Below are 19,720 nucleotides of genomic sequence, written 5' to 3'. Positions count from 1 at the left end.
GACCTGCCGCGGCGAAGCTCACGCCTGGTGGCGGCAGCCGATCGCGGGTTTTCGAGCCGGCCGCGGGGGCGGCAGGCGGAGGCAGGGGCTTGGCAGCGACCGGGCAACCTGTGTCAGGGCCAGTGTAGTGCCGCGGATAGGCTGGCGCGCATGTCCGACCCCGGTACCGTCCCCGCGAGCTCCGCCCCCGTGCCCGACGTCGCCGTCGTGGAGGTGCTCGCCCTCGTGGCGGCCGGTGAGCTCGCGACGTTCGCCCGCCTGGCCGACGACGCCGCGCACGCACCCGAGCTGCGCACCCGCATCGCCCTGTCCCGGATGGCCGCGAGCGAGCTCTCCTCGCTCGAGCTCGTCGAGGCGCACGCGTTGGAGCTGGGTGGTGCGTCGGAGGAGCTGGACGACAGCATCTGGTCCTTCCGCGAGCTGCTCAGCGAGTTCGACGCCCGTCTCGTCCCGCGCGACTGGTGGGAGCGGCAGGTCAAGACCTACATCGGCTACGGGATCGTGCTCGACCTGCAGCGCGAGATCGTCGCTGGACTGGCCGGCCGGGCGCGCGACGTCGCGGGCGAGGCCCTCGCCGACAACGGCCACGGCGGCTTCGTCGTGGCGCAGCTCGCCCCCGTCATCGCGGCGGAGTCCCAGCTGGGGGCGCGCCTGGCGCTCTGGGGCCGGCGCGTCGTGGGGGAGGGGCTCGGGGTCGCCTCGCGGCTCCTCACCGGGCATCCCGAGCTCGTCGCCGTGGCCACGGGGGTCGACACCTCGCCCGAGGCCGTGGGCTCGCTCACCGGCCGCCTCACGAGCGAGCACGCCCGCCGGATGAAGCGGCTCGGCCTGACTGCCTGACGCGGTGGGTGCCGGCGTCGAGGCCGAGAGGCGACGAGGCCGGAAGCGACGGAGCCGGGCCCGACGACGCCGCAGCGTCGCCCGACCCGGCTCCGGTCCTGCTCAGGCGGTACGTCTCAGGCGGTGGGGACGCCGAACCCGACCCGACGGGTCTCCTCGGCGCCGAGCTCGATGTAGCCGATGGCCTCCGACGGCACGATCACGCGACGCCCGCGGGCGTCGGTGAGGTCGAGGATGGCGCCACCCAGCGCCTTCTCGACGGCGGCCGTGACCTCGTCGGCGGACTGGTTGGTCTCCAGGGTCAGCTCGCGGGCAACCTGACGAATTCCGATCGTGATCTCCATGTGGGCCATCGTAGGCAGCGACGGCGACGACGGCGGGCACGTTCGCTGGCGGCGCAGCCCGGCGTTCCGGCCCGGGTCGCGAGCGCCGCGGTCGGATGTCGGCGGCCCGTGATGGGATCGACCCCATGACCTCGCAGCCGCCCCTCGCCGACCCCGGGTCGCTGCGTGCGCCCGCGGCGGGGAGCGTGGCCGAGCCGCGTGATTCCGTGGCCGAGCCGCGTGATGCCGCGGCCGAGGGCGAGGCGGCGCGCGCCGCGGCGCTCGAGGCCGTCCGGCGCGGCGGACACCACGTCGTGCTCGGCGCGCCCGGGTCGGGGCGGAGCACCACCGCGCTCGAGGTCATGGCCTCGCTCGCGGAGCTGGGCGGCACCGACGACCTCCTGCTCCTGGCTCCCACGCGCCGCGCGGCCGGCCGCCTGCGCGACGCGCTGGCCGCCCGGCTGCCCGTCACGGTCGGTCGGGTGATGGTGCGCACCCCGGCGTCGTTCGCGTTCTCGGTGCTGCGGGCTCGCGCCGCCCTCCTGGGTGACGTGCCACCGAGCATGCTCACGGGCGCCGACCAGGACGCGGTGCTGACGGAGATGCTGGCCGGTCACGCCGAGGGTGTGGGCCGCAACCCCGTCTGGCCGGACGAGGTGCCGTCCGAGGCGCTGACGCTGTCGACCTTCCGGCACGAGCTGCGCGACCTGCTGATGCGCGCGGCCGAGGCCGGGTGGGACGGGGCCGAGCTCGTGCGGCGCGGTGAGGCGCACGGTCGTCCGGCCTGGTCGGCGGCCGGCCGGGTGCTGACCGAGTACGAGGAGATCACCCGGCTCGGGGAGACCACGCCCGACCGCGGCCGGCGCTACGACGTCGCGACGATCCTCGACGAGGCCGTGCAGGCGCTCGCCGCGTGGGAGCTCGACCTGCCGGGGCACCCGCGGCCGCGCCTGCGCGCGGTCGTCCACGACGACTACCAGGACGCCACGCTCGCCTCCGCCCGGCTGCTCCAGGTGCTGGCCGACGACGGTGCCCAGCTCGTCCTCCTGGGCGATCCCGACGTGGCGGTCCAGACGTTCCGCGGCGCGGTCCCCGCCCTCCTCGACCGGGCGACCACCGGCCCCGCCGGCGCGCTCGGCGGCGTCGCGTGGCCCACGGCCGGGCGGGGTCGTGCCCGGGGCGGCGCGGCCGAGCGCGCCGTCGTCGGCGAGTTCGGGGCGCAGACCCACGTGCTCCCCACTGTCTGGCGCGGCGACGACCGGCTGCGCGGCGTCGTCGCCGCCGTCACGGCCGGGCTGCCGGCGCTGGGCGACGCGCGCCGACGACGCGCCCTGCCCGCGATCGTGACGGATCCCGACGGCGCCCCGACCTCCAGCGTGACGGTCACCGTGCTGCGCAGCGTGCCCGAGGAGGCGCGCTGCATCGCCCGGACCCTGCGCACCCACCGGCTGCGCGACGGCGTGCCCTGGAGCCGGATGGCCGTGCTCGTGCGTGCGAGCGGCCAGGTCGCCGCGCTCCGACGCGGGCTGCGTGCCGGCGGTGTGCCGGTGGCGACCGCCCAGGGCGAGGTGCCGCTGCGCGAGGAGCCGGCGGTGCGGCCGCTGCTGCGCGCCCTGGCGCTCGCCGCCCTGCCCGACGGCGAGCCCCTGCCGCCGGAGGAGGTCACCGAGCTGCTGCTGTCCCCGGTCGGCGGTCTCGACGCCGTCGCGATGCGCGCGCTGCGGCGCTCGCTGCGCGGGGCCGAGGCGGCGGCCGGCGGGCAGCGCTCGAGCGCGGACCTGCTGGTCGAGGCCGTGGAGGCCGACGACGTCCCCGAGGCGGTGCCCTACCGGCTGCGCACCGGGCTGCGGCGCGTCACCCGCGTCCTGCGCGCCGGCCGCGGTGCGCTCGCGCAGGAGGGCCCGACCCTCGAGCAGGTGCTGTGGGCGGTCTGGGACGCGACCGGTCTGGCACCCGTCTGGCGGCGCCGGGCGCTCGGGACGGGGGCCGCGGCCGAGCGTGCCGACGGCGACCTGGACGCGGTGCTCGCGCTCTTCCGCGCCGCCGAGTCGTTCACGGTGCGCCACGAGGGCGCCGCCATCGGCGGGTTCGCCGCCTACCTCGAGGCCCAGGAGTTCGCCTCCGACACCCTCGCCGCCACCGGCGAGCGGTCGGAGGCCGTGACGGTGGCGACGGCGGCCACCGCGGCCGGTCTGGAGTGGGACGTCGTGGCGGTGGCCGGGGTGCAGGAGGACGTCTGGCCCGACCTGCGGCTGCGCGCGCGGCTGCTCGACCCCGTCGGTGTGAGTGATCTCGCCACCGGCCGCGGCGACGCGCCGCTGCGTCCGATCGACGCCAGGCGCGCCGTGCTCGCCGACGAGCTGAGGCTGCTCGCCAGCGCCGTCAGCCGGACCCGGGCGCACCTGCTGGTCACGGCCGTGCAGGACTCCGACACCCGTCCCTCCGGGCTGCTCGACATCGTCGACCCGCCCGATCCCGACTCCGAGGTGGACCGCCCTGTCACGGCCGTCCCGCCCGCGCTCGACCTGCGCGGCCTGACGGCCGCGCTGCGCCGCGAGGTGCTGCACCCCACCTCGAGCCGCCGCGCCGCCGCGGCCGGCGAGCTGCTCGCGCTGCTGGCCGCCCATGCGGTGGCCGGCGCGGACCCCGCCACCTGGTGGGGCACGGCCATGGACTCCAGCACCCGGGAGCTGTGGACGCACGAGGAGCAGGTGCGGATGACGCCGTCGGACCTCACGACGCTCGACCAGTGCGCCCTCAAGTGGGCCCTCACGCAGGCGGGTGGTCGGGCGGGCTCGTACGTGGCGGCCGAGCTCGGGACGCTCGTGCACGGCATCGCCGCCGACCTGCCCCACGGCAGCGAGGCCGAGATGCTCACCGAGCTCGACGCGCGCTGGTCGAGCCTCGGGCTCGGCGACGGCTGGCCCGACCGGCTCCAGCGCCGTCGCGCGGAGAACATGGTGCGGCTGCTGGCCGAGTACGTCATCGGCGTGCCCGGGGAGGTCGACGCCGAGCAGGCGTTCGCCGTCACCGTCGGTCGCGCCGACCTCACCGGCCGGGTCGACCGGGTGGAGCACCTGAGCGACGGGGCGGTGCGCATCGTGGACCTCAAGACCTCCTCGACCCGGGTGAGCGTGGCCGACGCCGAGCACCACCCGCAGCTCGCGGCCTACCAGGAGGCCGTGCTCGCGGGCGGCTTCCCCGACGCGAGCGTCGGCGGGGCGCGCCTGGTCTACGTCGACGGCGCCGCCGCCAGGCCCGGGGTGCGGGACCAGGCGGCACCGACCCCCGAGGACCCGTGGACCACCCGTCTCATCGCCGACGCGGCCACGACGATGGCCTCGGCGACCTTCACGGCCACGACCGGGCCCTACTGCGGCGGCTGCCCCGTGGCGGGCAGCTGCCCGGCGCAGGACGCCGGCGCGCGGGTGGTGGGACCGTGAGCGAGGAGCCGACCGTGGGGACGAGCATCGGGGCGCGCGAGCTGGCGGCGCTGCTCGGCAAGCCCGAGCCGACCGACCAGCAGGTCGCTGTGATCGAGTCGCCGCTGGAGCCGATGCTGGTGGTCGCGGGCGCCGGGTCCGGCAAGACCGCGACGATGACCGATCGCGTGCTCTACCTGGTGGCCAACGAGATCGTCGCGCCGTCGGAGATCCTGGGGCTGACGTTCACGCGCAAGGCGGCCTCGGAGCTGTCGGGACGGATCGAGCGACACCTGCGGGCGCTGGCCCGGGCGCGGGCCGGGGCGGGCGGAACCGGTGGGTCGGCCGGGGCCGCGGTGCCGCGCGAGGCCGGCGACGTCTCCTGGCTCACGGAGCGTCCGCGCATCTCCACCTACAACGCCTACGCGGCGCAGCTCGTCAACGACCACGGCGTCCGGCTCGGGATCGAGGCCGACCAGACGCTGCTGAGCGAGGCGGGCCGGTTCCAGGTGGCCACGAAGGTCGTGGAGAGCTGGACGGGGGATCTCGACCTGACCAACGCCCCGATCACGGTGGTGCGCGCCGTCGTGACCCTGGCCGGGGAGCTCGCCGAGCACATGCTCACGCCCGAGCGAGCGGCGCGGGAGCTGCACCGGATCGCCGACGGCCTCGCCGACGCGCTGCCGACCGCCCGCAAGAAGGATCCGTACGCCGACGTCGCCAAGGTCATCGCCTCCCTGCGCTCGCGCGCCGCGCTGATGCCGCTGGTGGAGGAGTTCAGCGCGGGCAAGCGTGCTCGCGGGGCGATGGACTTCCCCGACCAGGTCGCGGCGGCCGCGACGCTCGCGCGCCGGTTCCCGGTCGTCGGGGAGGGCGAGCGCGCCACTGCGCGCGTGGTCCTGCTCGACGAGTACCAGGACACCTCCGTCGCTCAGCTCGACATGCTGCAGGCGCTGTTCTCCCACGGTCACCCGGTCACCGCCGTCGGCGACCCGCACCAGGGGATCTACGGCTGGCGCGGTGCGAGCGCGGGGGCGCTGCTGTCGTTCCCCGAGCAGTTCCCCCGGCCCGACGGCGCCCCCGCCGTCGTCGCTCACCTGACGACGTCGTGGCGCAACGACGAGGCGATCCTCGCGGCGGCCAACCTCACGTCCGGGCCGCTGCGGGCGGGCGACGACGGGGCTGACGGGGCGGGCGACGGTGACGGTTCGAGCGGCGGCGATGTCTCGAGCGGCGGCGAGACCCCCGCCGTCGTCGACGTCCCGCCGCTGCTCGCGCGACCGGGCGCGGGCACCGGCGTCGTGCGCTGGACGTTCGCCGAGGACTCCGCGGCCGAGGCCACGGCCCTGGCCCGCGCGCTGCGCACCGCGTGGCGGCCGGGCCGGCAGACCGCGGCGGTGCTGTGCCGCAAGCGCAGCCAGTTCGAGGCGGTGCGGGCGGCGCTGGCCGAGCACGGACTTCCCGCGCAGGTCGTGGGTCTCGCCGGCCTGCTGCGCACGCCGGAGGTCAGCGACGTCCGCGCGGTGCTCACGGCCGCCTACGACCCGTCGCGGGGCGATGCCCTGATGCGGATCCTCACCGGGCCGGCGTTCCGGCTCGGGGCCGCCGACCTGTTCGCGCTCGCCGATCTGGCCCGGGCCCGGACGTCCGCGCGCCGACCCGACGGCGCCGCGCGGGAGGACACCGACGCCGCCAGCATCGTGGAGGCGCTGGAGCTGCTGCCGACCGATCCGGGGTGGACCTCCGACCGCGGGCGCTCGTTCACACCGACCGGGCTGGAGCGGCTGCGGTCGGCGGGGCTGGTCCTGCGCGACGTCCGCGGGCTCGCCCACCTGGCGCTCGCTGACCTCGTCGTCGCCGTCGAGCAGGCCGTCGGACTCGACCTCGAGGTGCACGCCCACGCCGGCGGCGCGGCGCACGGCCGGGCCAACCTCGACGAGCTCGCGGTCGTGGCCGCGGAGTTCGAGGCGGGCTCGCCGTCGCCGACCCTCGGAGCCTTCCTGGCGTGGCTCGACGCCGCGGACGAGTACGAGCGCGGGCTCGACGTCGCGAGCACCGAGCCCGATCCCTCCTGCGTGCAGATCATGACGATCCACGCCTCCAAGGGCCTGGAGTGGGACGTCGTCGGCGTCGTCGGGCTCATGGAGGGCGACTTCCCCAGCATCTCGACGGCGAAGGGTCGCCCGACGTCCTCGGGCTGGACCACCTCGCTCGAGGCCCTGCCCTACGAGCTGCGCGGGGACGCCGCGCACCTGCCCGACCTCGAGGTGGACGCGGGTGCGGACCACGCGGGCGTGCGGGACGCGCTCACCGCGTTCCGCGAGGCCGACGGCGAGCGCGAGCTGCGCGAGGAGCGGCGGCTGGCCTACGTGGCGTTCACGCGCGCCCGCTCGATCCTCGTGCTGACGGGGTGCTGGCGGTCGGGGCGCAAGACGGTGAACGAGCCGTCACGGTTCCTGCGTGCGCTGGTCGCGTCCGGGGCCGCCCAGCCGTTGCCCGGGACGCCGCCGGACGCGCTGGCCGAGCCGCCGGGGGAGACGGAGCCGCCCGCTCCGGTCCAGGCGCCGTGGCCCGCCGCCCCCGACGAGGAGCTCGCCGCGGCGCTGCGCCGCGCCGCGTCGCTCGTGCCGATCGAGCACGCGCGACCGTCGGGCGAGGTGCCGACCGGCGAGGCGTCGACCTCGGCCGGGAGCGGGGACGAGGCGGATCCGGCGGGTGAGGAGCGACCCGCGACGCGCGATCCCGTGGTCGTCCAGTGGCGGTGGCAGGCCGAGACGCTGCTCGCCGAGATCGAGGACGCCGCCCGGGGGCGGACGCTCGCCGATCCGTCGCACCTGTCGGCGTCGTCCGTGGTGGCGCTGGCGACCGACCCGACGACGTTCGCGCTGGACCGCCGGCGCCCGATCCCGTCGCGACCGTCCCCCCACACGCGGCGAGGGACGCAGTTCCACGCGTGGGTCGAGCGGCACTTCGCCCGGGCGGCGCTGCTCGACGTCGACGACCTCGACCTCGCCGACGCCGTGACCAGCGACGACGAGCTGGTCGCGCTGCAGGAGGCGTTCCTCGCCTCGCCGTGGGCGGGTCGCGAGCCGATCGCGATCGAGGCCGACGTCGAGACGCCGGTGGCCGGCACGAGCGTGCGCTGTCGCATCGACGCCGTCTTCCCGTGGCGGGGCGAGGCACCCGGGACGGGATCGACCCCGACCGTCCATGTCGTCGACTGGAAGACCGGGGTGCCGGCGCGCGGCGAGCGGGCCCGGGTGGCACGCGAGCTCCAGCTGGCGCTGTACCGGCTCGGCTGGTCGCGGCTGCACGGCGTGCCGATCGAGCAGGTCGCCGCCTCGTTCCACTTCGTGGGGGCCGGCATCACGCACGACGCCCCGATGCTCGGTGAGGCCGAGGTCGAGGCGCTCGTCGCCGACCAGCTCGGTCAGCTGCGCGCGGTGGGGCTCGCCGCCGCCGCGGGGGAGGCCGGGGCCGGCGCGTGAGGCCGAGGCCGCGTTGCCGTCAGCGAGGGATGATCGGGGCGGCGCCGTCGACGGCGATGGCCAGGTCGGCGAGCATCGCCTCCGCCTCGTCGGTGACGAGCGAGTCGCGCAGGCGCAGGCCGTGCAGCAGCCAGCGGCCGAGGGCCAGCTCGCTGAGGAGCTGGGCGCGCGCCACGATCATCGACCCGGCGGCCTCGCCGCGGTGCAGGGCGTAGGCCTCGAGCACGGACTCGAGCGCGTCCTCGGGGGCGGCGGCCATCAGCCAGGCGAGGTCGACGGCGGGATCGCCGACGTGGGCGGCGGTGAAGTCGGTTATCGCCAGGACGCCGTCACGGTCGGCGAGCACCCGCTCGGGCGCGAGGTCGCCGTGCACGAACGTCGGCTGGAACCGCCAGGCCCGCACGTCCTCCAGCGCGGTCTCCCAGCGGCGCAGCACCTCGGGACCGATGCGACCGGTCTGCGCCATGACGTCGAGCTCGCCCAGCAGGCGCGTGCGGCACTCCTCCGCCGTGTAGACGGGGATGCCGGCGTCGCCGATGACGGCCGTGTCCACCTCGTGCAGGGCCGCGAGGCTCCGGCCGAGGTGGGCGCTCAGGCCGGGGCCGGGCGCGAGCTCGTGCAGCGGCAGCTCGCGGCCGGGAAGGTCGGGGTGGACGACGGCGCGGCCGCCCTCCGGCAGGTCGGCGAACCCGGTGGGGCGGGCGACGTCGAACGGCAGGTCGCGGTGGTCCGTCGCCTCGGCGAGCGCGGCCAGCAGCGCCCACTCGGCCTCGAGCGCGGCGCCCGAGGCGACCGTCCGCGGCGCGCGCACGACCCAGCTGCGGCCGGAGGAGTCGAGGATCCCGGTGTACTCCACGTGCTCCTCGACGCCCCTCGGGTGCCGGGTCGCGACGACGTCGAGACCGGGCACGGCGGAGGTGGCGAGGGCGGCGAGGAAGACGGCCGAGCGCGGCGGCGTGGGCTGCGGCGGCGTCGAGGGCCCTGCGGGAGCGGTCGAGTCAGGCACGGACCCAACGTAACGGCGTCGACCCGCGACGACGGTGAGCGCACGCCGGGGGCGCGCGTACCGGTCGCCGCGCGAGCAGCTCGATCGGTGCCCCGACCGCGCCGTCGTGGTCGTGCCCGGGGTGTTGCCGCGTCCTTGTGGTCGCTGGTCGGGCGCTGGAGCGACCACATGGGCGCGGTCGCGTGGGTGCTGCGACCGCAAGGGCGCGGTCGCGCGGGTGCTGCGACCGCAAGGGCGCGGTCGGCGCGGCCGGGCGGGGCGGGGACGGGGCGCCGGATCCGGAGGCGGGCGCGGGTCCGCGCGCGGCGTAGCGTGGCGGGGGTGAGTCTCCCGCCCTCCGCGGCCACCGCCGTCGCGTCGAACGTCCCCGCTGCCCCCAGTTCCCGCTCGGGCGGTCCGCCGTCCCGCGCGACGGCGCGAGCCGCCACGACCCGGAGCTGCTGACCCGCGTGCTGGCCGACCCGAGCACCGGCGTCGTGGTGGTCTCCGCCCCGCACGTGCGCGTCTCGGCGCCCGACGCCCTCGACCTGCGCTCCCCGCTCGAGCTCGTCGATCAGCCGGGGGAGTGGTTCTACCTCGGCCGCGACGACCACGACGCCGACGCCGGCACCCCGGGCCGCGCCTACGTCGCCTTCGTCCCGGCGGACGCCCCGTGATCGAGCGCGGCAACGAGCCCGACGGCTGGGGCTCCCTTCGCGATGCCGGTCACCTGCTGGGCGACGCCGAGGCCGGGCTGGCGACGTCCGCCGTCGCGCTCTCGGCGTGGCGCCGCACCCACACCCACTGCCCGCGCTGCGGCGCCCCGACCGTGCTGGTGGAGGCGGGCTGGGCGGCACGCTGCGACCGCGACGGCTCCACGCACTACCCGCGCACCGACCCCGCCGTGATCATGGCGATCAGCGACGGCGCCGACCGCCTGCTGCTCGCCCACGCCGCCGCGTGGCCCGAGAGGCGTCGCTCGGTGCTGGCGGGCTTCGTCGAGGCGGGCGAGGGCCTGGAGCAGGCCGTGAGGCGCGAGGTCGAGGAGGAGGTGGGGCTCGACGTCGGGCCCCTGGCCTACGCGGGCGGCCAGCCCTGGCCCTTCCCGGGTCGCTCATGGTCGGCTTCCACGGCCGCCTCGTCGGCGAGGACGGCGTCGAGGGGCCCGAACCGCGCCCCGACGGCGAGGAGATCACCGACGCGCGGTGGTTCACGCGCGACGACCTCGCCCGCGCGGTCGCGGCGGGCGAGGTCGTGCTGCCGATGCGGACGTCGATCGCCCGCGTGCTCATCGAGTCGTGGTTCGGGGGCGAGATCCCCGACGCCCCGATCCGACGGCCGCCCGGGCGGCCCTCCGCCCGTAGGCCGGGCGGTGCGGTGGGGGACGCTCAGGAGGCGGCGAGCTGCTTCTTGACGTCGGCCAGCGACGGGTTGGTGCTGGCGGAACCGTCGGGGAAGACGAGGGTCGGCACGGTCTGGTTGCCACCGTTGACGTTCTCGACGAAGGCGGCGGCCTCGGGGTCGGTCTCGATGTTGACCTCCGTGTAGCCGATCCCCGCGGAGTCGAGCTGGGTCTTCAGCCGACGGCAGTAGCCGCACCAGGTGGTGCTGTACATGGTCACGGTGCCGGGCTCGGGAAGCGTCGTGCTGCTCACGGATCGCCTTTCGTCGGTGCGGGGCGCGCGGCCGGTCGGCCGCGGAGGCTCTCCTGGCAGCAACCGCCCCCGCGCGCGACTATTCCGCGGCACGGCCTACCGCCCACCGGGTCGTTCCCGCGTCGAGGCGGGATCCCGACGGCGGTCGGCCTGTCCCCAGGCGGCACCCGGACGTCGTCGTCCACGTCACGGGCCCACCCGCCCCCGCCGCGCCGTCGATGTCGGCGCCCCCTGCGAGGATGGAGGCGATGTCCACCGAGTCCCCGCCCCGCACCCCCGCCGCCCTCCTGGCCGCGCTCGACGACGACCAGCGCGCCGTCGCGCAGCACCTCTCGGGGCCGCTGTGCGTGCTCGCCGGAGCGGGTACCGGCAAGACCCGGGCCATCACGTACCGCATCGCGCACGGCGTCGCGGTCGGCGCGTTCATGCCCACCCAGGTGCTCGCCGTGACGTTCACCGCGCGGGCCGCGGCCGAGATGCGCACGCGGCTGCGGGACCTCGGCGTGCAGGGCATCCAGGCGCGCACGTTCCACGCCGCCGCGCTGCGTCAGCTCAGCTACTTCTGGCCGCAGGTGGTGGGCGGGGGGCTCCCGCGCATCGCCGAGCACAAGGCCCCCCTGGTCGCGGAGGCCTCCGGCCGCCTCGGGCTGGGCGCCGACCGGCTCGCGATCCGGGACCTCGCGGCCGAGATCGAGTGGGCCAAGGTCAGCCTCGTCACGCCGGACGACTACGTCCGCGCTGCCTCGGCCGCCGGCCGCCCCGGTGCCGCCGGGCACGACCTCACGACCGTCGCGCGGCTGCTGTCCGTCTACGAGGACGCCAAGACCGAGCGCGGCGTCATCGACTTCGAGGACGTCCTGCTCCTCACGGTCGGCGTGCTGGCCGAGCGCGAGGACGTTGCGCGCACGGTGCGCGGGCAGTACCGCCACTTCGTCGTCGACGAGTACCAGGACGTCTCGCCGCTCCAGCAGCGGCTCCTCGACCTGTGGCTGGGGACCGGCACAACCTGTGCGTCGTCGGCGACGTCTCGCAGACCATCTACTCCTTCACGGGCGCCTCGCCGCGCCACCTGGTGGAGTTCCCCACGAAGCACCCGGGCGCGCAGGTCGTCCGGCTCGTCCGGGACTACCGCTCCACGCCCCAGGTGGTCCGGCTCGCGAACGACGTGCTCGCCCGCGCGGGACGCGCACGCAACGACGCCGCGGTCACGCTGATCGCCCAGCGCCCCTCGGGCCCCGCCGTCTCCTTCGACTCCTACGACGACGACGAGGACGAGGCGCGCGGCATCGCCACCCGGATCGCCGCACTGGTGGGTACGGGCGTCGCCCCGAGCGAGATCGCGATCCTCTACCGCACCAACGCCCAGGGCGAGGCGTTCGAGCAGGCGCTCGCGACCGCGGGCATCGGCTACCTGGTGCGCGGCGGCGAGCGGTTCTTCGCGCGCCGCGAGGTGCGGGAGGCCATCGCGCTCCTGCGGGGGCGACGCGCGCCGTCGACCCCGACCAGCCCATGCCGCAGATCGTGCGCGACGTGCTCGCGGGCGCGGGCTGGGAGACGCAGCCGCCCGCGACGCGTGGTGCCGTGCGCGAGCGCTGGGAGTCGCTCGACGCGCTCGTGAAGCTCGCGGACGACCTCTCCGCACGCCGCGGCGCCGACCTGACGGCGTTCGTCGACGACCTCGTCGAGCGTGCCGCCGAGCAGCACGCCCCGACCCTCGAGGGCGTCACCCTCGCCTCGCTCCACGCGGCCAAGGGCCTGGAGTGGGACGCCGTCTTCCTCGCCGGTGTCTGCGAGGGCCTGCTGCCGATCTCGTTCGCGGAGACGCCCGAGTCCGTGGAGGAGGAGCGCCGGCTGCTCTACGTCGGCGTGACGCGCGCCCGCGAGCACCTCGCGCTGTCCTACGCGAAGTCCCGCACCCCCGGCGGCCGCGCCAGCCGCAAGCCGTCCCGGTTCCTCGACGGGCTGTGGCCCTCGCGCGACGGCGGGGGCGGCGTCCCGGAACGCGCGCGCCGTCGGGCCAGGGCCGAGGCCAACGAGGCGGCGCTGACGCACGGTGACGCCGATCCCGAGGTCTTCGCCGCGCTCAGCGCGTGGCGGGCCGACCTCGCCCGCGCCACCAGCAAGCCGCCGTACACGATCCTGCACGACACCACGCTCGTGGCGATCGCCACGGCCAAGCCCAAGAACCTCCGCCAGCTCGCGATGCTGCGCGGCATCGGCGCGGCGAAGATCGAGGCGCACGGCGGCGCGGTGCTGGCCATCGTCGCAGGTCAGCGGCCGTCGGAGGCGCTCGACGGCGGAGCCTGAGCCCGCCGCCGGCAGCCCCCGAGAAGAAAGTTCGGAAATAGCCTTGGCCGCCCCGCGAGGGGGCGGCTAGTGTCGTCCACGTTCGTGTTCAACCGTTGCCCTGCCTAGCCAGCACAGGGGCCGCCCGAGAGAAGGAGGTGTCTCAACCGTGATGAATAACTTCGCCCGTCGCTCGTTCGTCGAGCAGGCCGTGGTCTACCGGTTCCGAAAGACACCCGTCCTCGGCGGCCCGGACCGCACCGCCTGACCGGCGGCCGCAGCGCAACTCGCTCGATCTGATCGGGCGCTCTCGAGCCTCGGCTCCTCGGCCTTCACGGCCCTGTCACTGCTGAACACGCATCCCTCGGGGTTTCCCACCATGTCTCTCGTGCTGTCCGACGTCGCCGTCGGCAACCGTCCCTCATCCGACCCGTCCGATCTCGCGTCGGACCCGATGCTCTTCCCGCCGTCCGAGTTCTCCCCGGCTCAGCTCTCACCCGCTCAGCCCGTCACCGATCTGCCCACCGTCGACGTCACCCTGCCCTGCCAGGTGGGGGACACCCTGGACCTCTGGTTCGCGGAGGGCGGTGACGACGTGGAGCGTGCCAAGGCCATGTGCGCCGCCTGCCCGCTGCGCGCCGCCTGTCTCGAGGGCGCCCTCACCCGGCGCGAGCCCTGGGGCGTCTGGGGTGGAGAGGTCTTCATCGACGGCACGGTCGTCGCCCGCAAGCGCGGTCGCGGCCGGCCGCGGAAGGTCGCGGCATGACCGCGACCTCGCCCGGTCCTCAACCGATCGGAGCGTCCTCCTCCTGGGCGCCGCACCCGCACGCCGGGTGCGGCGCCCAGCGCCGTTCGGCGACACCTGCCGGACCGACCTCGCTCGTGCGGCCCCACGACGACCGCGCGTACCCGTCCGTCGCGACGCCGTCGAGCACCGCGGTGACCCTCGCGCACGCCGTCCCCGCCGCCGTCGCGAGCGTCGCGTCGTCGTGATGCGGCACCGGCGCGACCGCCAGCTGCGTGGCGATCGCCGGCCAGCAGGCGTCTGCGTCCTGACGGTGCAGGTCGAGGCAGCGCAGGCAGGGGTCGAGTCCGGGACGCACGGCGGGCCCGACGACGACGTCGAGCTCGCGCAGCACCACCGAGACGTGCGGGACGTCCTCTCCCATCAGTCCTGACGAGCGGAACGGCACCGCCACCCGCGACTCCACCAGCACCACGACGTCCGGCCGGTCCGGCGCCCGCGTGCGGACGTCGGCACGCGCGTGGCGCAGATGGGCCAGCGCCGCCAGCTCCCGCGGCCGCCCCACGTCGCCGGGGTGGTACCCCAGGACGGAGACGTCCGCCGGCGAGACCGGGGCCGGATCGACGACGGCGACCCCGCCCAGCCCGGCCTGCGTCAGCAGCCGCGCGAGCAGCAGCCCGAGCGACGGACCGCCGACCACGACGGCGGAGGCCCGCGCCCGCCGTCGGCTCGCCTCCGCGGTCGTCCCGCCCAGCCGGTCGAGCACCGCTGCCGGGGCGATGGACCCCGCGGCGAGCGAGCGCGGCGGGTCCACCAGCAGCCCGGCGGTGCCGAGGCGGTCCAGGAGGTGTCGGGCCTCGCGCAGCGTGCAGCGCGCACCCCTGGCCAGGTCGGTCACCCCGGTCACCCGGCGCCGCGCCAGCTCGTCGAGCGCCCGCTGCTGCGGCCCGCTCAGGCCGTCGAGCACGACGGCGAACCGTGGGTCCGCCCCGAGCTGGCTCTCGCCGTCGCACCGCCACAGGGTCACCAGTCCGTCCACCAGCTGCATCGCCCCCACCTCCTGCGGTGAGGGTGGCACGGGAGCGGTCCGTCGCGCCCGGCCTGTGGACGACGGCGGGCGCCACCGATGCGTGGGGACTGTGGACGGGCGCCCTCGTCCACAGCCGGGCGGCGACCGGGCCGGTGGTGTCGGGAGCGCGACCTACCCTGGAGGCGTGACCAGCACCACCGCCGCGACGACTCCGCCGGGACCCGGCGCGCCCGAGATCGAGGTCAGGCGCAGCCGCCGGCGCACGCGCACCGTGACGGCCTTCCGCGAGAACGGGCGCATCGTCGTCGCCATCCCCGCGCGCTTCAGCCCGGCGCAGGAGGCCGAGTGGGTGGAGAAGATGCTCGCCAGACTGGCGGCCACGGAGCGACGGCGTCGGCCGTCCGACGCGGCGCTGGCGGCGCGGGCGGCGGCGCTGTCCGAGCGCTACCTCGAGGGCAGGGCGCGGCCGACCTCGGTCGCCTGGGTCACCAACATGCGTCGCCGCTGGGGCTCGGCGACGCGGTCGACCGGCGAGATCCGGCTCTCCCACGTGCTGCAGGGGATGCCCGAGTGGGTGCTCGACGGCGTGCTGGTGCACGAGCTCGCCCACCTCGTCGAGGCCAACCACGGTCCGCGGTTCCGCGAGCTCGCCTGGCGCTACCCGCGGCAGACCGAGTCCGAGGCGTTCCTGGCCGGCGTCACGTGGGCGCAGGGCCACGGTGTGGCGGGGGACGGCGTGCCGGACGACGACGGCGGCGCCGAGGACGACCTCGAGCCGGAGCCCGGCGGCTCACGCGCCCCCGCAGCCTCACCCGCCCCCGCAGCCCCACCCGCCCGAGCAGCCTCGGCGGATCACGGCGCGGCCGGACCGCCGTCGCCCTCGTCGTCCTTGTTCTGACCCGAGCCGGCGTCGTCGGCCGCCGACGGGGGCGCCCCGGTCCCGCCGTCGAGCAGGTCCGCGAGCGCGGCGTCGAAGTCGGCGTCCTCGCGGCCCTGCTCCTCGCGGCGGGCGGTGAAGGTGGTCGGGGCGTCCAGGTCGGCCGCGTCCGGCAGCAGGTCGGGGTGCGCCCACACGGCGTCGCGGGCCTCGGGTCCGCCCTCGGCCACCAGCGTGGCGAACAGGGTGGCGGCCTCGCGCAGGCGGCGCGGTCGCAGCTGCAGACCGACGAGCGTGGAGAAGACGTGCTCGGAGGGGCCGCCGGCGGCGCGACGCCGGCGCATCATCTCGCGCAGCGGCACCCCGTGCGGCAGGTGCGGGGCGACGGTCCGGGCCGTGACGTCCTCCACCCAGCCCTCGACGAGCGCGAGCGCGGTCTCGAGGCGTTCCAGCGCCCCGGCCTGCTCGGGCGAGACCTCGGGAGCGAACACGCCGCCCGAGATCGCGGAGCGCAGGGCCTCGGGGTCGCTCGGGTCGATCGTGCGCACCGACTCCTCCAGGCGCTCGAGGTCGATCCTGATGCCGCGCGCGTACTCCTCGACGAGTCCGAGGATGTGGGCGCGCAGCCACGGGACGTGGGCGTAGAGGCGGGCGTGCGCGCTCTCCCGCACCGCGAGGAACGCGAGGACCTCCTCCGTTGGGGCGTCGAGGCCCTCGGCGAAGTCGGCGACGTTGCGCGGGACGAGGGCGGTGCCAGGGCGCTCGAGCAGCGGCAGTCCGGTGTCGGAGGAGCCGAAGACCTCGCGGGCGAGCGTGCCGGCGGCCTGGCCGACCTGCAGGCCGAACACGGAACCGCCGAGGCCGCGCAGCATGGCGGCGGGATCGAGGCCGGCGCCACCCAGACCGCCCAGACCGCCCGGACCACCCAGCCCGCCGAGCTCGGGCATCCCGCCCGTCAGGCCCTCGCTCTGCGCGAGCACGGTGGCCAGGGCGTCGGAGACGGAGGATCCGACCGGACCCGTGAGGCGCTTCCAGGTCTCGAGCGTCGCCTCGACCCACTGCGCCCGGCTCCACGCGGACCGGGTGCCGCCGGCGGGCGGGAGGTCGGTCGCGGCGTCGAGCCAGAGGTCGGCGACGCTGAGGGCGGACACGGTCCGGGCGCTCTCGGCCGCGGTCACGCTGGGGTCGCCGCCCTGGTGGGCGGTCTGGCGGGCGATGTCGTGGGCGAGCGACCAGTTGACTCCCTCGGTCCCCGTGGACGCCAGCATGCTCTGCATCTGCGCCATCATCGCCTGCATCCCGGCGGCGTCGGAGGGCAGCCCTGCGGCCTGCGCCATCTGGGCCGGGTCGAAACCGCCGGCCTCGAGCGCCTCCATCGCCTCGCGGGCACCCTCCTCACCGAGCATCTGCTGGAGCAGCTGCTGCCAGGTGCGGCGGGCGTCGTCGGGGCTGAGGTCGTCGCTCATCAGGTCGCCTTCGTCTCGGTTCCCCTCGGGCGGGCCAGCCCGGGGACCCAACGTATCCCGCGGTCCGGACACGCCCGACGGGCTTTCGCTGACGGCGGATCGCGACTGAGCGTGACGGGCCCCGCGCGGGGGACAATGGTGCGATGAGCACGCCGTCCTCGCCGACCCGCACGTCGGCGCCGCGCACCTTCGCGCCGATGCCGACCCCCACCCCCGCGTGGGACCGCGTGCCGGCCGCCGCGCTCGTGCTCGGTCTGGTGCTCGCGCTCCTGCTCCTGATCTGCGTGATGGTGCCGGCGCCGTACGCGGTCCGGATGCCCGGGCCGACGGTCGACACCCTGGGGGAGTCGGACGGCACGCCGCTGATCGTCGTGGACGACGACACCGAGACCTTCCCGAGCGACGGACAGCTGCGCCTGACCACGGTGTCGGTGGCCGGCGGCCCGGGGTACCCGGTCGGCGTCGGGAACGTGCTGCGCGGCTGGTTCAACCCGGCCGTCTCGGTCGTGCCGCGCGAGAGCGTGTTCCCGGATGGGGAGACGCGCGAGGAGGCGGACGAGCGCTCCCAGGCCCAGATGACGTCCTCGCAGACGTCGGCCACGGTCGCCGCCCTCGAGACCCTCGGCTACGACGTCCCCGCCGTCCTCACGATCGCCGGGGTCGTCGAGGACGGGGCCTCTGTCGGTGTCGTCGAGACGGACGACGTCATCGACGCCGTGACGATCGACGGCGAGCGGTTCGAGGTCACCGCCTTCTCCGGCCTGACCGAGGTGCTGCGCGCGACGCCCCCGGCAGCCCGCTCGTGCTCACGGTGACCCGCGACGGCGAGGAGGTCGACCTCGACATCACGACGGGCGACGACGAGCAGGGCGGGAGCACGCTCGGCGTCCTCATCAACCCGACGCACACGTTCCCCGTCGACATCCACATCGAGATCAGCGACATCGGCGGCTCCAGCGCCGGCACGATGTTCGCGCTCGGGATCATGGACCGCCTCACGCCGGGGGACCAGACCGGCGGCGAGGTCATCGCCGGCACGGGGACGATGGACCTCGACGGCAACGTCGGTCCCATCGGCGGCATCGTGCAGAAGATGAACGGCTCGGTGCGCGACGGCGCCGAGTACTTCCTCGCCCCGGCGGCCAACTGTGCCGACGTCGTGGGCAACGTGCCCGACGGTCTCCAGGTCATCAGGGTGGAGACGCTGGACGAGGCGTGGACCGCGGTGCAGGCTGTCGGCACCGACGAGGCCGCCGACCTGCCGACGTGCAGCTGAGCGGCTGACCGGCTGATCCGATCGTCCGGGGACGCCCTGGCGAGCACAGCGAAGGAGACACCGATGTCCCTGCCCTGGACCGCCCTGCTCCTCAGCCAGCTGACGTGGCACTGGGAGAATCAGCTGCGCCCCCGCCTCGAGGGCCTCACCGACGCCGAGTTCCTCTGGCGTCCGGTCGAGGACTCCTGGTCGATCGCCCGCGCCGGCGAGTCGGACGCTCCGATGGCCGTCGGCTCGGGGGAGTGGCTCATCGACTCCGCGTTCCCGCAGCCCGAGCCGGCCCCGGTGACGACCATCGCGTGGCGCGTCGGCCACCTGCTCGTCGGCGTGCTCGGGGCGCGCAACGCCAGCCACTTCGGGGCCGCGCCGGCCTCCTACGAGGACGACGACGACCCCGGCACGGCCGACGAGGCGCTGCGCCGGCTGGACGAGGCCTACGCGACCTGGTGCGACGGCGTCCGCGGCCTCGACGGTGCCGCGCTCGCGGCGCCGTGCGGGGAGGGCGGGTTCGAGCAGGACCCGATGGCCGCGCTCGTGCTGCACATCCACCGCGAGGTCATCCACCACGGCGCGGAGATCGCGCTGCTGCGCGACCTGTACCTGCGCGAGGGCTGACCCTCCGCCGTCGGGCGCCCGACCCCCCGGGCCCCTTCAGGCGAGCGTCGCGGTCAGCGCCGTCACCAGCCCGGGGACGAGGTCCGTGCCGCCGGCGACCTGGTCGTCGGTGTCGTGCGCGCGGGATCGCAGCGCGCACCAGGACTCGCCGCTGCGCAGCACGCCGACGGCGATGCGCACGTCCTGCGCGTCCGGGTGGGCGGCGAGCGCCGCGACGGCCGCCTCCTCGTCGTCGGGCAGCTCGCTCTCCGCCGCCGGCGGCACGACGAGGCGCTCGACGACGACGGCGGCGCCGTCCACCGCGTCCGGCCACGCCAGCTGGGCCAGCAGGTCCTCGAGCGAGGCCGCCTCCGGCAGCCCCTCCTGCTCCACGGCGGTGAGGTGGTGCGGGTCGCCGCCGGTGTCGGGCAGCACGGCGGCGAGCGAGGGGTCGGCGGCGAGGGCCGCGGCGGTGCCGACGAGCGCGAACACCCGCACGGGGGCGTCCCAGCCGTCCGTGGCGACGTGCAGCTCGGTCTCGCGCACGCACCGGGCGAGGGCGGCGGTCTGCGGCGCCGTGAACTCGGAGGAGGGCTGGGAGGCCGGCTCGGGAGAGGTCTCGGGGGAGGTCTCGGTCATGCCACGATCCTGCCATCCGGGTGCTCGGGGCAGCTCGACCCTCGTTCGCAACCCCTGTGGGAAACTTGAGGGCGGCGGAATGCGTTGACCCTTC

At 76.0% G+C, this 19,720-nt stretch carries 16 protein-coding genes and 1 pseudogene; 11 read left to right on the top strand and 6 right to left on the bottom strand.

Annotated elements, in window-relative coordinates; translation table 11 throughout:
* Positions 1–150: 150 nt before the first annotated feature.
* A complete protein-coding gene (locus C8046_RS06275; protein WP_158277147.1) occupies positions 151–840 on the top strand; it encodes a ferritin-like fold-containing protein in 690 nt (229 codons plus the stop codon).
* A gap of 116 nt (positions 841–956) precedes the next feature.
* Here the strand turns inward: C8046_RS06275 and C8046_RS06270 are convergent, their stop codons facing one another.
* The gene (locus tag C8046_RS06270; RefSeq protein WP_109228700.1) at positions 957–1,184 is read right to left on the bottom strand and encodes a DUF3107 domain-containing protein; all 228 of its coding nucleotides are present in this window, start codon (positions 1,182–1,184) and stop codon (positions 957–959) included.
* Between the two features lie 125 nt (positions 1,185–1,309).
* On the opposite strand from C8046_RS06270, the gene C8046_RS06265 reads away from it, so the two are divergent.
* Both C8046_RS06265 and C8046_RS06260 read left to right on the top strand, forming a co-directional pair.
* On the top strand, positions 1,310–4,606 hold the full coding sequence (locus tag C8046_RS06265; protein WP_158277146.1) for a UrvD/REP family ATP-dependent DNA helicase: 3,297 nt from the start codon (positions 1,310–1,312) through the stop codon (positions 4,604–4,606).
* 14 nt (positions 4,607–4,620) lie between these two features.
* Positions 4,621–8,073 carry an ATP-dependent DNA helicase gene (locus tag C8046_RS06260; protein WP_235866160.1) on the top strand — a complete coding sequence of 1,151 codons (3,453 nt, stop codon included), beginning with the start codon at positions 4,621–4,623 and terminating at the stop codon, positions 8,071–8,073.
* Between the two features lie 19 nt (positions 8,074–8,092).
* Here C8046_RS06260 and C8046_RS06255 read toward each other — a convergent pair whose 3' ends face one another.
* Positions 8,093–9,079: a phosphotransferase gene (locus C8046_RS06255; RefSeq protein ID WP_109228698.1), complete on the bottom strand. Its 987-nt coding sequence runs from the start codon at positions 9,077–9,079 to the stop codon at positions 8,093–8,095.
* Positions 9,080–9,528: 449 nt separating this feature from the next.
* Here C8046_RS06255 and C8046_RS19220 point away from each other — a divergent pair, with 449 nt between their 5' ends.
* Both C8046_RS19220 and nudC read left to right on the top strand, forming a co-directional pair.
* On the top strand, positions 9,529–9,735 hold the full coding sequence (locus C8046_RS19220) for a hypothetical protein (RefSeq protein WP_109228697.1): 207 nt from the start codon (positions 9,529–9,531) through the stop codon (positions 9,733–9,735).
* Positions 9,645–10,472, top strand: a complete 828-nt coding sequence (gene nudC / locus C8046_RS06245) for an NAD(+) diphosphatase (protein WP_328587583.1) — start codon at positions 9,645–9,647, stop codon at positions 10,470–10,472. Before C8046_RS19220 ends, nudC begins: the two co-directional genes overlap by 91 nt.
* Here nudC and C8046_RS06240 read toward each other — a convergent pair.
* Entirely contained in the window at positions 10,447–10,674 is a 228-nt protein-coding gene (locus C8046_RS06240) for a mycoredoxin (protein ID WP_109230787.1), read from the bottom strand. The genes nudC and C8046_RS06240 overlap by 26 nt on opposite strands.
* A 287-nt stretch (positions 10,675–10,961) precedes the next feature.
* On the opposite strand from C8046_RS06240, the pseudogene C8046_RS06235 reads away from it, so the two are divergent.
* Both C8046_RS06235 and C8046_RS19930 read left to right on the top strand, forming a co-directional pair.
* Positions 10,962–13,020, top strand: a pseudogene (locus tag C8046_RS06235) (ATP-dependent DNA helicase UvrD2).
* A 358-nt stretch (positions 13,021–13,378) separates the two neighbouring features.
* A complete protein-coding gene (locus C8046_RS19930; RefSeq protein ID WP_328587582.1) occupies positions 13,379–13,765 on the top strand; it encodes a WhiB family transcriptional regulator in 387 nt (128 codons plus the stop codon).
* Between the two features lie 19 nt (positions 13,766–13,784).
* Here C8046_RS19930 and C8046_RS06225 read toward each other — a convergent pair whose 3' ends face one another.
* Positions 13,785–14,792, bottom strand: a complete 1,008-nt coding sequence (locus C8046_RS06225; RefSeq protein ID WP_109228696.1) for a thiamine biosynthesis protein ThiF — start codon at positions 14,790–14,792, stop codon at positions 13,785–13,787.
* Positions 14,793–14,958: 166 nt separating this feature from the next.
* Here C8046_RS06225 and C8046_RS19215 point away from each other — a divergent pair, with 166 nt between their 5' ends.
* On the top strand, positions 14,959–15,672 hold the full coding sequence (locus C8046_RS19215) for a M48 family metallopeptidase (RefSeq protein WP_235866157.1): 714 nt from the start codon (positions 14,959–14,961) through the stop codon (positions 15,670–15,672).
* Here the strand turns inward: C8046_RS19215 and C8046_RS06215 are convergent.
* The gene (locus C8046_RS06215; RefSeq protein WP_109228695.1) at positions 15,627–17,117 is read right to left on the bottom strand and encodes a zinc-dependent metalloprotease; all 1,491 of its coding nucleotides are present in this window, start codon (positions 17,115–17,117) and stop codon (positions 15,627–15,629) included. The two genes, C8046_RS19215 and C8046_RS06215, sit on opposite strands and share 46 nt — an antisense overlap.
* 143 nt (positions 17,118–17,260) lie before the next feature.
* Between C8046_RS06215 and C8046_RS19210 the strand changes: the two genes are divergently transcribed.
* From C8046_RS19210 to C8046_RS06205, 3 genes are all read left to right on the top strand, one after another.
* Positions 17,261–17,932, top strand: a complete 672-nt coding sequence (locus tag C8046_RS19210; protein ID WP_235866156.1) for a hypothetical protein — start codon at positions 17,261–17,263, stop codon at positions 17,930–17,932.
* Positions 17,920–18,393, top strand: coding sequence for a S16 family serine protease (locus C8046_RS19205; protein ID WP_235866154.1), 474 nt, complete (start codon positions 17,920–17,922; stop codon positions 18,391–18,393). The genes C8046_RS19210 and C8046_RS19205 overlap by 13 nt, the downstream gene beginning before the upstream one ends.
* Positions 18,394–18,456: 63 nt before the next feature.
* Positions 18,457–19,008, top strand: a complete 552-nt coding sequence (locus C8046_RS06205) for a DinB family protein (protein WP_109228694.1) — start codon at positions 18,457–18,459, stop codon at positions 19,006–19,008.
* 36 nt (positions 19,009–19,044) lie between these two features.
* On the opposite strand, the gene C8046_RS06200 is transcribed toward C8046_RS06205, so the two are convergent.
* Positions 19,045–19,626 carry a PPA1309 family protein gene (locus C8046_RS06200; RefSeq protein WP_109228693.1) on the bottom strand — a complete coding sequence of 194 codons (582 nt, stop codon included), beginning with the start codon at positions 19,624–19,626 and terminating at the stop codon, positions 19,045–19,047.
* Positions 19,627–19,720 lie beyond the last annotated feature (94 nt).

The sequence above is a fragment of the Serinibacter arcticus genome (genome assembly GCF_003121705.1).
In the GTDB taxonomy this organism is placed as follows: Bacteria; Actinomycetota; Actinomycetes; order Actinomycetales; family Beutenbergiaceae; genus Litorihabitans.
The sequence above is the reverse complement of the archived record's forward strand: the minus strand, read 5'-3'. Positions and strand labels throughout refer to the sequence as shown.